The 12923-nt window shown below is 71.1% G+C and carries 13 protein-coding genes; 10 read left to right on the forward strand and 3 right to left on the reverse strand.

Features of this window, described 5'->3' with window-relative positions; all coding sequences use genetic code 11:
* Nucleotides 1-55: 55 nt before the first annotated feature.
* Genes AB0K21_RS19325 through AB0K21_RS19335 form a run of 3 tightly spaced genes read left to right on the forward strand, consistent with a single transcriptional unit; the run spans nt 56 to nt 2151 of the window.
* Nucleotides 56-952 carry an FKBP-type peptidyl-prolyl cis-trans isomerase gene (locus tag AB0K21_RS19325; RefSeq protein WP_343961194.1) on the forward strand — a complete coding sequence of 299 codons (897 nt, stop codon included), beginning with the start codon at nt 56-58 and terminating at the stop codon, nt 950-952.
* Between the two features lie 48 nt (nt 953-1000).
* Nucleotides 1001-1642 carry a transcriptional regulator gene (locus tag AB0K21_RS19330; RefSeq protein ID WP_364151552.1) on the forward strand — a complete coding sequence of 214 codons (642 nt, stop codon included), beginning with the start codon at nt 1001-1003 and terminating at the stop codon, nt 1640-1642.
* A 32-nt stretch (nt 1643-1674) separates the two neighbouring features.
* On the forward strand, nt 1675-2151 hold the full coding sequence (locus AB0K21_RS19335) for a DUF3291 domain-containing protein (protein WP_343961199.1): 477 nt from the start codon (nt 1675-1677) through the stop codon (nt 2149-2151).
* Here the strand turns inward: AB0K21_RS19335 and AB0K21_RS19340 are convergent.
* Entirely contained in the window at nt 2097-3194 is a 1098-nt protein-coding gene (locus AB0K21_RS19340) for a DUF3866 family protein (protein WP_364151556.1), read from the reverse strand. The genes AB0K21_RS19335 and AB0K21_RS19340 overlap by 55 nt on opposite strands.
* Before the next feature lie 39 nt (nt 3195-3233).
* On the opposite strand from AB0K21_RS19340, the gene AB0K21_RS19345 reads away from it, so the two are divergent.
* From AB0K21_RS19345 to AB0K21_RS19375, 7 genes are all read left to right on the forward strand, one after another.
* On the forward strand, nt 3234-4190 hold the full coding sequence (locus AB0K21_RS19345) for a WYL domain-containing protein (RefSeq protein WP_343961203.1): 957 nt from the start codon (nt 3234-3236) through the stop codon (nt 4188-4190).
* Nucleotides 4187-5143, forward strand: coding sequence for a WYL domain-containing protein (locus AB0K21_RS19350; protein ID WP_343961205.1), 957 nt, complete (start codon nt 4187-4189; stop codon nt 5141-5143). The genes AB0K21_RS19345 and AB0K21_RS19350 overlap by 4 nt, the downstream gene beginning before the upstream one ends.
* 24 nt (nt 5144-5167) lie before the next feature.
* Entirely contained in the window at nt 5168-5356 is a 189-nt protein-coding gene (locus tag AB0K21_RS19355) for a hypothetical protein (protein WP_343961207.1), read from the forward strand.
* A gap of 66 nt (nt 5357-5422) precedes the next feature.
* Complete coding sequence (tatA, locus tag AB0K21_RS19360) at nt 5423-5758, forward strand: Sec-independent protein translocase subunit TatA (RefSeq protein ID WP_343961209.1); 336 nt, start codon at nt 5423-5425, stop codon at nt 5756-5758.
* Between the two features lie 141 nt (nt 5759-5899).
* Entirely contained in the window at nt 5900-6754 is an 855-nt protein-coding gene (tatC, locus tag AB0K21_RS19365) for a twin-arginine translocase subunit TatC (RefSeq protein ID WP_343961212.1), read from the forward strand.
* A 17-nt stretch (nt 6755-6771) separates the two neighbouring features.
* A complete protein-coding gene (locus tag AB0K21_RS19370; protein WP_343961214.1) occupies nt 6772-7647 on the forward strand; it encodes a YegS/Rv2252/BmrU family lipid kinase in 876 nt (291 codons plus the stop codon).
* 82 nt (nt 7648-7729) lie between these two features.
* Nucleotides 7730-10459, forward strand: coding sequence for a DEAD/DEAH box helicase (locus AB0K21_RS19375; protein ID WP_364151561.1), 2730 nt, complete (start codon nt 7730-7732; stop codon nt 10457-10459).
* Nucleotides 10460-10515: 56 nt separating this feature from the next.
* On the opposite strand, the gene AB0K21_RS19380 is transcribed toward AB0K21_RS19375, so the two are convergent.
* Nucleotides 10516-11943 (reverse strand): RNB domain-containing ribonuclease, encoded by a 1428-nt coding sequence (locus tag AB0K21_RS19380; RefSeq protein ID WP_364151563.1) that lies wholly within the window; start codon nt 11941-11943, stop codon nt 10516-10518.
* An 80-nt stretch (nt 11944-12023) separates the two neighbouring features.
* Nucleotides 12024-12905, reverse strand: coding sequence for a 5'-3' exonuclease (locus AB0K21_RS19385; RefSeq protein ID WP_364151565.1), 882 nt, complete (start codon nt 12903-12905; stop codon nt 12024-12026).
* Between the last annotated feature and the right edge of the window lie 18 nt (nt 12906-12923).

A 12923-nucleotide genomic window follows, 5' to 3' on the forward strand; every position in this document is an offset into this window, starting at 1 on the left:
CAATTCTCCCAATAGGGCGTTAGGGTTGGCTCAGCCACCGGCCCCGGGAGTTCGGATGCGTCCCACGGCACTGCTCGCCGCGCTTTCGCTCGTGCTGGTCACCGCCTGCGCCTCCGGCGACGGGCAGGCGGGACCGGAGGTCGAGGTGCTCGGGAGCTTCGGTGACAGGCCCACCGTGCGCTTTCCCGAGGGCGCGCCCTCCGGCGGCTTGAAATTCACCGAGCTGATGACGGGCACCGGCGCGGAGATCGGGGGGAACGACCTGGTCGTCGCCCAGTACACCGCGCACGTGTGGGACGGCAAGGACAACCGCCTGCTGGCCTCCAGCTTCAACCAGGGCGCCCCGGCGTCCTTTCCGCTGAACCAGACGATCACCGGTGTGGGCAAGGCCCTGCGCGGCCACAAGGTCGGCAGCCGGGTGGTCGTCGCGGTTCCGCCGGAGGAGGCGTACGGTCCCAACCCGCCCGGCGGGATGACCGTCGAGGACGAGCTGTTCTACGTGGTCGACGTGCTCGGCGCGTTCCCGCCCGGCGCCGCCGCGAAGGGCGGAAGCGGGGCTCTCGACGGGGTCAGGGTCACCGGAACCTCCGGCGGGCGCCCGGTCATCTCCCTGCCGGACAGCGCGCCTCCCGCCGACCTGAGGAGCAAGATCCTCGTCCGGGGCGCCGGGGCCGAGACCCGTGCGGGACAGCTCATCGTCACCCAGTACGAGAGCAGGGTCTGGGGCAAGGACGTCTCCGACTCCACCTGGGCGGCTGGGCACCCCAAGGCCTTCCAGATCGGCAAGGGCCGCGTCATCGCGGGCTGGGACCGGGCTCTGGTCGGCGTTCCGGTGGGCAGCCGGGTCCTGATGGTCGTCCCGCCCAGGTTCGGCTACGAGAACGGCCTGCCGCCGTCCGTCGAACCCGGCGAGACGCTCGTCTTCGTCGTCGACGTGCTGGCCGCCTATTGATCCGTGCGCCGGACGTGACCTTCGCCGCCCCCGCCTACAATCCGGGCTGTGAGCGGTGATGACCTCGACAAGGTGGCGGTACTGCACGACCCGGTGCGCCGGGCCGTCTACGACTATGTGACCTCCTGCGGCAGGGAGGTGGGGCGCAACGAGACGGCCGGGGCGGTGGGGATCCAGCGGACTCTGGCCGCCTTCCACCTCGACAAACTTGTCGAGGCCGGTCTGCTCGACGCGGGCTTCAGACGGCTGACGGAGCGGACGGGACCCGGCAGCGGCCGGCCGGCGAAGGTCTATCACAGGGCGCGGGGGGAGTGGCAGGTCAGCGTGCCCGCCAGGGACTACCGAACGCTCGCCCTGGTGCTGGCCGAGGCGGTCGAGTCGCTCGGCGGGGAGGAGCGGGCCGAGCAGGTCGCGCGACGGGCCGGGGCCGGGTTGGCGCGACAGGACGATGATCTCATCGGGGCGCTGCGGCGGGGCGGCTACGAGCCGTACGAGGAGGAGGGCAGGGTGCGGCTGCGCAACTGCCCGTTCCACGTGCCTGCCGAGGAGCATCCGCTGCTGGTCTGCTCGGTGAACCTGGGGCTGTGCCGAGGGCTGCTGGAGGCGCTCGGCCAGGACGGCTCGGCGGCCCGTCTGGATCCGCGCCCGGAGGAGTGCTGCGTCACCTTCTCTAAAAATAATGAGAATTGACATAGAAGGGCCAGGGGTGATCTGCTGTGCTCATGCATCTGGCCCAACTGAACATCGCCCATATGCGCGCTCCCGTCGACTCCCCGGAGCTGGCCGCCTTCGTCGCCGGTCTCGACCCCATCAACCGGCTGGCCGAGGCGACTCCCGGCTTCGTCTGGAGACTCAAGGGCGGTGACGCCCCCGAGGACACGGTCAAGCACGACCACGGTGACCACCTGCTGGTCAACCTCTCGGTCTGGGAGTCGCGCGAGGCGCTGTGGGACTACGTCTATCGCAGCGGCCACCTGGAGTTCCTGCAGCGGCGCAGGGAATGGTTCCTGCGCATGGCGGAGCCGTCCTCGGTGATGTGGTGGATTCCCGAGGGGCACGAGCCGAGGCTGGCCGAGGGGATGGAACGCCTGGAGCGGTTCAGGAGGGAAGGCCCCACGTCTGAGGCCTTCACGTTCAAGGATTTCTACGACAGCAGCGAGGCGGTGTGGCGTCCGGCGGCGGCCGAGGCCAGGAAGTAGGCCAGGTCCTCGTCCAGGCCGCGGCCCATCGTCGACAGCCTGACCGGAGACTCCCGCAACGCCGCGTACAGCCCGTCCACCGGCACCTCGACCAGCTCGTGCCGCGCGGCGAGCGGGCGCGACTGCTCGGTCACCCGCCTGCCGAAGTCGCCGGGCAGCACGGGCACGGCGATCTGGGCGGGGGCCAGCGCCACCCGGCCGTAGGCGGTCAGCGAGTGGTGTGAGACCCCGATGTGGCGCTCGCGCAGGTCGCCCTCGCTGACCCGCAGCGCCGCGACCGGGCGGCCCCCGAGGACGGCGGCGGCGTTGACCGCCTCGCCGGCCGAGATGCCGGAGAAGCCCCAGCGGGTGCCGCTGCCCAGATTGCCCGGCCCCTGGGTGACGACCGCGACGTCGGCCCCCAGGACGTGCCGGGCCGCCAGCAGGCCGGTGTGCGGCGTCACCGCCTCCACGTCGCCGCCGAAGGCCTGGCCCACCGTGACCACCCCGCACAGCCAGCCGGCCTCCCGCAGCCGCGCGCACGACATGGAGAACCAGGCGGGCAGCGCGCCCCCGTCGAGCATCACGTAGGCGACCCTGGCGGGCCGGTGCCCGCCGGACTCCCCGGTGCGCGGCGGATTCGAGCCGTACAGGCCGCAGAGAATCGCCGGCAGGGCCGAGTGCAGGTCGGCGACGATCACCGGCATGCCGTCCACGGAGTCGGCGTCCCGCAGGAGGTGGTGGAAGGGCGAGTCCTGCTCGTCCGCGCCTAGTACGGTGGTCTGCAACGGGGTGTAGCGTGCCTTCACCAGGTGTCCGGGACCTTGAGGATCTTGTGGCAATCGGTCGGGAACAGCCACCACCATGGCGTAACCTCCCGTACCGAGACCCATCGCGAGCGCGGTCGTGTTGAGCAGCACCACGTCACCGGGCTCCGGGCGTCCCACCAGGGCCGGGTAGGCGAGCGCGCGCGCCTCACCGTCCTCGGTGGTCACGTCGAGTTCCATTGCCCCGGGCCATTCGCGCCGGATCCGTACGACCTCGCCCCTGCGCCATCTGATCACGGGGGAAGGGTAGCGTCACTTGAACAGGGAGGAGGCCGGATGTCGCGTCGGAAGACCGAGCGGCTGCTCAATCTCGTGATCTGCCTGCTGGCCACGCGGCGGCCGCTCAGCGCCGAGCACATCCGCCAGGCGGTGCCGGGCTACGACGCCGACAACGACGAGGCCTTCCAGCGGATGTTCGAGCGGGACAAGAACGAGCTGCGTGAGATCGGCATCCCGATCGAGGTCCAAAAGGACCCCTGGGAGGAGGATCCCGGCTACCGGATCGTCCGCCAGGCCTACGAGCTGCCGGAGATCACTCTGGAGCCGGACGAGGCCGCGGTGGTGGGTCTGGCGGCCCAGGTGTGGCAACGGGCCAGTCTGGCCGAGGCGGCCAGTGGCGCGCTGCTGAAACTGCGTGCCGGGGGCGTGGAGACCGACGAGGCGTACGGGGTGCTCGGCGGGGCGCTGGAGTTGCGCGTCGACACCCAGGATCCCGCCTTTCCCGCGCTCTGGGAGGCCGTGCGTGACCGGCGGGCGGTTCGCTTCGCCTACCGGGCGGCGGCCAGCCAGAACGTGCTGACCCGCACCGTGGAGCCGTGGGGCGTGGTCAGCCGCCGCGGCCGCTGGTACATGGTCGGTCACGACCGCGACCGGGACGCGCCGCGGGTCTTCAGGCTCAGCCGGATCGGCGGGGCGGTCACCACCGTCGGCCGCCCGGGCTCCGTGGTGGTGCCCGAGGGCGTCGACATCAAGTCCATGGTCGTCTACAGCGACGCCGCGGTCCGGGAGCGTACCGCTCTCGTCCGGGTCAGGCAGGACACCTGCCAGGGGCTGCGCCAGGTGGCGAAGGCGGTGCGGCCCGCCGGCGACGGATGGGACGAGCTGGAGGTCGACTTCACCGATCCCGGCCGGCTGGCCGGGTGGATCGTGGGCTTCGCCGCCGACGCGGAGGTGGTCGGTCCGCCGGACGCCCGCGACGCGGTGATCTGCCGCCTGAAGGGAGCACTCGCGTGAGCACCGCCGATCGCCTGCCCAGGTTGCTGGCGCTGGTGCCCTACCTGATGTCGCACCCCGGGGCACAGGTGCCCGAGGTCGCGAAGATCTTCGGCCTGAGCGAGAAGCAGCTCATCGACGACCTGCAGCTGGTGTGGATGTGCGGGCTGCCCGGTCACACCCCCGGCGACCTGATCGACGTGTCGTGGGACGGCGGAGAGATCGTCATCGACAACGCCGACACCATCGCCCGCCCGCTGCGGCTGGGGGTGGACGAGGCCAGCGCCCTGCTGGTCGCGCTGCGCCTGCTCGCCGAGATGCCGGAGTTCGGGGAGCGCGACGCGCTGGCCCGGGTCATCGCCAAGTTCGAGCAGGCCTCGGGCGAGGGCGCGGCGGCGGTCAGCAGCCAGGTCGCGGTGGAGGTCGACGCCGCGCCCGACGCGCTGCCCAGCGTCAACGAGGCGCTGCGGCGCGGTAGACGGCTGTCGCTGCGCTACTACGTGCCGGGGCGCGACGAGATCACTCCGCGCGAGGTCGATCCGATGCGCCTGGTCGTCGTGGACGGCCGTCCCTACCTGTCGGGCTGGTGCTACCGGGCCGAGGCGGTCCGGCTGTTCCGGCTGGACCGGATGCTCTCCGTGGACGTGCTCGACGTGCCCGCCGACCCGCCCGCCGACGCCGTGCCGGACGAGGTGACGCCCGGGGTGTTCCGGCCCTCGCCGACCGACGAGCTGGTGGAGCTGGAGCTGACCGCCGCAGGCCGCTGGGTCGCCGAGTACTACCCGTGCGAGCGGGTCACCGAGCTCGGCGAGGGCCGCGTGCGGGTGGCGCTGCGGGCCAGGGATCAGGGCTGGGTGATACGCCTGGCGCTGCGCCTGGGCGACACCGGCAGGGTGATCTCGCCCGCCTCGCTGGACGCGAGCGTGCGCGCCGCCGCGACGGCCGCGCTGAATCGTTACGAATCGATCTTCTGACGTGCGGTACTAGGATCTCCCACCATGAGCTGGATCATCGCCGCGCTCTCGCTGGCCCTCGTGGGGCTGGGAATCCTCGGGTTTCTGGCCGTTCGCGTACTGCGCGCGGCCACCGAACTCGGCCGCGAGATCGACCGCGCGCACGGGAGCCTGGAACCCGTCCGGGTGCTGTTCGGCGAGAGCGGGGGGACGATACGTGTTCCGAAGGGGTGAGTCTGTCCTCGGGGCAGCGTACGATCGGATGCAGAGAATGCACGTCGTTCGGCGTAAGGATGTGTAATGCCAAACCTCGGACCCACTGAGCTGATCATCATCGGCTTGATCCTGGTGCTGCTTTTCGGCGCCAAGAAGTTGCCGGAAGCCGCCCGCGGGCTCGGCCGGTCGCTGCGCATCTTCAAGTCGGAGACCGCCAAGCTCCGCGATGACGACGAGGCCAACGGCACGACCACCACGGTCGTCCAGGCCCATGCCCAGCCCGCCGCCCCGGCACCGCAGCCGATCCCGGCCACGACTTCGACGCCGGCCTCCGCGCTGAGCGTCGAGGAGCAGGCCCGTCAGCTTGAGGAGCAGGCGGCCAGGCTGCGAGCCCAGGCTGGAGCGCCCAAGACGCAGTGATCGACGGTAGCCTGAGGATCTACCCCGATCAACCCCGACTCGTCACCCCAGGATTCGTGAATGGCGCTGCTGAAGTGGCCTAAACCGGGCCGGAACGGGGCGGAACCGCCCGCTGACTCTGGCGACGGTCGCATGCCGCTCATGGAGCACCTGCGTGAGCTGCGCAACCGGCTGATCATCGCCATGCTCGGCCTGATCGCGGGCATCGTGGTTGGTTTCATCTTCTTTGGCCCGATCTGGCAGTTCGTGTCCGCTCCTTACTGCGGGCTTCCCCAGGCGCAGGAGTTGCGGCCCGGACAGTGCACGATGCTGATCCTCGGCGTCTTCGACTCCTTCTTCGTGAACCTCAAGGTTGCGGCGATGTTCGGCCTCGTCGTCTCCTCACCGATCTGGCTCTGGCAGATCTGGGGTTTCGTCACCCCCGGCCTGTACCGCAACGAGAAGCGCTACTCGATCCTGTTCATCATGCTGGCCGTCCCGCTGTTCCTCGCGGGGGCGGCTCTGGCCTACTTCGTGATGGACACGGGGCTGTCGATCCTGCTCGGGTTCGCCCCGCCGGGAACGCTGACCGGCATCACGATCGACGAGTACCTCAGCTACGCGCTGATCATGCTCATCGTGTTCGGCATCTCCTTCGAGCTGCCGTTGCTCATGGTGTTCCTGAACATCATCGGGGTGCTGCCGCACGCGCTGGTGGCCAAGCACCGTCGCATGGTCATCTTTCTCATGTTCGTCTTCGGAGCGGTCGCCACCCCCGGCGGCGACCCGTTCACGATGATCGCGCTCGCCCTGCCGATGGTGCTGCTGTTCGCCCTGGCCGAGGGGTTCATGTACCTGCGGGAGAAGAGGCAGCCGAAGGGCGAGGACTTCTCCCACCTCTCCGACGACGAGGCCTCCTCGCTCGACGACGACGCCTCGCCCGTGGGCGACGTGGCACCCGTCGGCGATCCGGCTCCTATCGATTCGAGAACGACCGACACCGATCCCAGTAAATAGGGGATAAGTTCCGGTCTGTGCCCGCAGAGATCGCAGTCCTCGTCAATCCAGCCGCCCGTGGCGGCCGTTCACGGGGACTGCTCTCCCCGGTGCTCGATCGGTTGCGGCAGGGGGGTCGCGAGGTCTCGGTGATCCTCGGAGACTCCGCCGCCGACGCCCTGGACCGAGCCTGTATGGCCGTGGCCGAGGAACCGGAGGCGCTGGTGGCCTTCGGCGGTGACGGCCTGGTGCACCTGGCGGTCCAGGCGGTCGCGGGCAGCGGCGTGCCGCTGGGCGTCATCCCGGTGGGCACCGGCAACGACATCGCGGGCGCGCTCGGCATCCCGCTGAAGGCGCCCCTGGCCGCCGCCGACACCGTGCTGCGCGGGCGGGTGCGCACCGTCGACGCCGCGAAGGTGGGCGAGGACGAGTGGTTCGCCGGGGTGGTGGCCTGCGGCTTCGACTCCCGGGTCAACGAGCGGGCCAACCAGATGACCTGGCCGCCCGGCATGGCCAAGTACCTGGTCGCCCTCGCCGAGGAACTGCGCTCCTTCCGGCCCATCCCGTTCCGGATCGACCTGGACGGTGAGATCGTCGAGCGGGAGGCCATGCTGGTCGCGGTCGGCAACACCCGCTCGTACGGCGCGGGCATGCGCGTGTGCCCCGATGCCGTGCCCGACGACGGTCTGCTGGACGTGACGATCCTCGGCGCCGTCCCTCGGGGGGAGTTTCTGCGTGCCTTTCCCCGCGTCTACCGGGGCTCGCACGCGAGCCATCCCGCCGTCACCATGCACCGCGCCCGAAGGGTACGGCTGGAGGCCGCCGGAGTGATCGCCTACGCCGACGGCGAGCGGGTCGGCCCCACCCCGTTGACCTGCGAGGTCGTTCCCGGAGCGCTGGCGGTCCTCGTTTAGGGCGGCTCCGCCCGCGCGATCGGCCGGATCGCCGGTAAAAAGGGGGACGGACCGGAATCCCGATATCGGTAGGCTGGGAGGTATGACGACCCCAGCGGAACGATACGCTGCCTTCCGTCAGAGGCAGGCTGAGAGCGGGCCGGCGCTGACCTCGTTCCGCGGCCTGTACGACTTCAAGCTGGACGACTTCCAGATCGACGCCTGCCGGGCGCTGGAGGCGGGCGACGGAGTCCTCGTGGCGGCCCCCACCGGCTCGGGGAAGACGGTCGTCGGCGAGTTCGCCGTGCACCTGGCCCTGGCGGAGGGCCGCAAGTGCTTCTACACCACCCCGATCAAGGCGCTGTCCAACCAGAAGTACAACGACCTGGTCAGGCGGTACGGCGCGACCAAGGTGGGCCTGCTCACCGGTGACAACAGCGTCAACGGTGAGGCTCCCATCGTCGTCATGACGACCGAGGTGCTGCGCAACATGCTCTACGCCGGCTCCGGCACCCTGGCGGGGCTCGGATTCGTCGTCATGGACGAGGTCCACTACCTCGCCGACCGGTTCCGCGGCGCGGTCTGGGAAGAGGTGATCATCCACCTGCCCGAGTCGGTGCGGCTGGTCGCCCTGTCCGCCACGGTCAGCAACGCCGAGGAGTTCGGCGAGTGGATGGGAGAGGTCCGCGGCGACACCAGCGTCATCGTCGACGAGCACCGCCCGGTCCCGCTCTGGCAGCACATGCTCGTCGGCAACCGCATCTACGACCTGTTCGTCACCGGCGACGAGGATCGTCGTCCCCAGATCAATCCCAACCTGCTGCGCATCGCCAGGGACGAGGAGCGCCAGGCGTACGGCAGGGGCCGCCGTGGCTACCCGCGGCCCCGCAGGAGCGGCCCGCCGGACCGGGCCGCGGCCATCGAGCGCCTGGACGCCGACGCCCTGCTGCCCGCGATCACGTTCATCTTCTCCAGGGCCGGTTGCGACGCCGCCGTCATGCAGTGCCTGCACGACGGCATCCGGCTCACCACCGACGCCGAGCGCCACGAGATCCGCCAGATCGTCGACGAGCGCACCGCGCACCTGCCCGACGAGGACCTGGCCGTGCTCGGCTACCTCGAGTGGCGTGACGCCCTGGAGCGGGGTCTGGCCGCCCATCACGCGGGCATGCTCCCGGCCTTCAAGGAGGTCGTCGAGGAGCTGTTCACCCGCGGCCTCGTCAAGGCCGTGTTCGCCACCGAGACCCTCGCGCTGGGCATCAACATGCCCGCCCGCTCCGTGGTGATCGAGAAGCTCGACAAGTGGAACGGCGAGACCCACGCCGACCTCACCCCCGGCGAGTACACCCAGCTCACCGGGCGAGCCGGGCGCCGCGGCATCGACGTGGAGGGCCACGCGGTGGTCCAGTGGCAACCGGGCACCGACCCCCTCCAGGTCGCCGGCCTGGCCAGTACCCGCACCTACCCGCTGCGCTCCAGCTTCCGTCCCTCGTACAACATGGCGGTCAACCTGGTCGGCCAGGTGGGCAGGGAGCGGGCCAGGACGCTGCTGGAGTCCTCGTTCGCGCAGTTCCAGGCCGACCGGGCCGTGGTGGGCATCGCCAAGCAGGTGCGCCGGGCCGAGGAGGCCCTGGAGGGCTACCGCCAGGCGATGACCTGCCATCTGGGCGACTTCGAGGAGTACGCCGCGATGCGCAGGGCACTGTCCGACAGGGAGGCCGAGCTGTCACGCCAGCGCGGCGCGGCCCGCAGGACGCAGGCGCTGCGCTCGCTGGAGGCGCTCAAGCCCGGCGACATCATCAGGATTCCCGGCGGGCGTCGCGCCGGTCTGGCCGTCGTTCTCGACCCCGGCCTCAACTCCCGGGGCGAGGGCCCGTCCCCGCTGGTGCTGACCATCGGCAAGCAGGTCAAGAAGCTGTCGCCGGCCGACTTCCCCGTCCCGGTCGAACCGGTCGAGCATCTGCGCATCCCGAAGAACTTCAACGCCCGCTCGCCGAAGGAACGGGCCAACCTGGTCTCCTCGGTACACGCCAAGATCGGCGACCGGGACTTCGGCAAGCCCGTCAGGGCGCGCGACCATGCCACCGAGGACGAGGAGATCACCCGCCTGCGCCGGGAGATCCGCCGGCACCCCTGCCACGGGTGCGACGAGCGCGAGGACCACGCCCGCTGGGCCGAGCGCTACCACAAGCTGCTCCGCGAGACCGAGGGGTTGCGCCGCCGGGTCGAGGGCCGTTCCCATGTCATCGCCCGCACCTTCGACAAGGTCTGCGGGGTGCTCGACCAGCTCGGCTACCTCGACGGTGAGAGCGTCACGACAGAGGGCCGCCGCCTGGCCCAGCTCTACACCGAGCTGGACCTGCTGACCGCCGAGTGTCTGCGCGCCGGGCTCTGGAACGACCTGGACCCGGCCGAGCTGGCCGCGTGCGTCTCCTCGCTGGTCTTCGAGTCCAGACAGGCCGACGACGCCCGCCAGCCCAGGATTCCCGCGGGCGGCGCGCAGCAGACGCTGGCCGACATGGTCCGTCTCTGGGGTGAGCTGGAGTCGATCGAGAGCGACCACGGCCTGTCGTTCATCAGGGAACCCGACTTCGGCTTCGCCTGGGCGGCCTTCCGCTGGGCCAGGGGCCACACCCTGGACTCCGTGCTCCGAGACGGCGCCGGCGGCGCGGAGCTGGCAGCGGGAGACTTCGTACGCTGGATGAAGCAGCTGCTCGACCTTCTCGGCCAGATCTCCACTGCCGCCCCGGCCGGGAGCAAGGTCAAGCAGAACGCGAGCAAGGCGATGGACGCGCTGCGTCGCGGGGTGGTGGCCTACTCGTCCCTGGCCTGAGCCAGGCCGCGCGAGGGGCGTGCCGGGCATGGCTGGTTTCCCGGGGCGAGGCGCGGTCAGGCCAGGCTGAAGCGGACCTCGCGGGTGGTCGGGTCGGCGCGTGTCAGCCGAACGCGCACACTCCTGCCCAGCCCGAGCCCTTCGCCGTCGCAGCGGGCCACCACCGCCGGATCGGTGAGCTGCACCTGGCCCCACGGCCGGTCCTCGGCCACGTCGATCACCACCGCGTCGAACGTCTGGCCCACCCGCTCGCGGAGCACGAAGGCCTCCACCAGGTCCACGCACGCCCGCTCGACGCCGTTCACGCGCCGCCCGGTGGTGTGCATGATCTCCGGCAGCTCGTCCATGGCCTCCTGGACGTCCTGCGGCACCGGCTCGCCCGCCGCGATGGCCAGGCAGATCTCCGTGGCGTAGCGGTCGATGAGCCGGCGCAGCGGCGCGGTCACATGCGCGTACGGCGCGCCCACCGCGGCGTGCTCCGCCTGCGAGGGGGGCTCGCCGTTGAAGGCCACGTAACCGGCGCCGCGCAGCAGCACCGTCGACTCCTGCAGGAACGCGGCCTGCTCGGGAATCTTCGGGTCGAGGGCGTGCACGACGTCGCCGTACCCCGCGCCCTCCGGCCAGGGCACGCCGAGTGCCGCGGCCACCCTGCGGACCTGGGCGACTCTCTCGGCGGGGGCGGGCGGCAGCACCCGCAGCAGGCCGATCTCGGCGTCCAGCATCATCGAGGCGGCGGCCATGCCCGTCAGCAGCGAGATCTGCGCGTTCCACGCCTCGGCCTCCAGCGGGGCGCGCAGCTCCAGCCGGTAGCCGTCCCCGTCCGGAACGACCTCCTGGTCGGGGGTGGGCAGCGTGACGCCGCCGCCGGCCCGCTCCAGGGCGAGCCTGAGCCGGCCGATCTCGGCCAGCAGCCGCAGCGTGCCGTCGGCGGTGCCGGTGTCGATCGCGGCCTGCGCGTAGTCGTAGTCGAGCCGCTCGCGGCTGCGTACCAGCGCCCTGGTCACGTCCGCGCCCACGATCCGGCCCTCCGCGTCGAGGTCGACGCACCACAGCGCGGCGGGCCTGGTCACGCCCGGCAGCAGGCTGGCGGCGGCCTCCGACAGCAGCGGCGGGTGCAGCGGCACGCGCCCGTCGGGCATGTAGACCGTCTCGCCCCGGGTGCGGGCCTCGGCGTCGATCGCCCCGCCGGGCCTGACGAACGCCCCGACATCGGCGATGGCGTACCAGACGCGGTAGCCCCCGGGCCGTTCCTCCAGGTGCACGGCCTGGTCGAGGTCCATCGCCCCCGGAGGGTCGATGGTGATCAGTGGCAGGTCGGTCCGGTCCAGCCGGGGCAGGGTGGGCACCTCGGCGACCCACTCGGCCTCGTCGACCACCGCCCGGGGGAATCCCTCGGGCAGCTTCATCTCACGGCGGATCCGTTCGAAACCGTCGTCGAGCCGGGGGTGGGACTCTCCGGGGACCCGGATGCTCTTGTGAGGCACAGGGAGCAACCTACCGGCTTGCGGCGGTCCCGCCCTACCGACTAGGGCGAAATGGTCAGATCGGACATTCGGCGGACGGGTCAGAGCGCGGAGGTCAGGCGTTCCAGCGGCCCGCCCAGGCCGTAGCGCTCGCTCAGCGCCGTCAGGGTGTCCGGGTCGCGGGGCTTGGCCGGGAGCGTGAGGTCGGCCTCGGGCAGGGGCGCGTCGCGGGCGACCCGGACCACCTCGGGGGCCACCCGCAGGTAGTCGCGGGCGGCCGACAGCCTGGCACGCTGCCCCGAGGTCAGGTCGCCGTCCCCGTCGACGGCGCGTAGCAGCGCCTCCAGGGAGCCGAACCGGGTGATCAGAGCCGCCGCGGTCTTGTCGCCCACCCCCGGCACGCCCGGCAGGCCGTCACTGGGGTCGCCGCGCAGGGTGGCGAAGTCGGCGTAGGAGCGGCCGGGGATGCCGTACTTCTCGGCGACGGCGACCTCGTCGACCACCTGGAGGTTCTTGACTCCTCTGGCGGTGTAGAGAACGCGAACCGGCCGGGAGTCGTCGACCAGCTGGAACAGGTCGCGGTCACCGGTGACGACGTCGACCTGGCCGCTCGCCCGTGCGGTGAGCGTGCCCATCACGTCGTCGGCCTCGTAGCCGGGCACGCCGATGCGGGCGATGCCCACCGCGTCGAGCACCTGCTCGATCACCGGCACCTGCGGGGCGAGCGTGTCCGGAGTCTCCTCGGCACCGCCCTCGGCGACTCGGTGGGTCTTGTACGTGGGGATGGCCGCCACCCGGAAGGCGGGGCGCCAGTCGGCGTCCATACAGGCCACGAGCTCGTGGGGAGAGTACTGGCGGACCAGCATGGCGATCATGTCGATGACGCCGCGCACCGCGTTGACGGGCATGCCATCGGGCGAGGTCATCGACTCGGGAATCCCGTAGAAGGCGCGGTAGTACAGCGACGGGGTGTCAAGAAGCATCAGGCCGGGCATGGCGAC

This window comes from Streptosporangium sp. NPDC049248, from assembly GCF_040678965.1.
GTDB classification, from domain to species: Bacteria; Actinomycetota; Actinomycetes; order Streptosporangiales; family Streptosporangiaceae; genus Streptosporangium; species Streptosporangium fukuiense.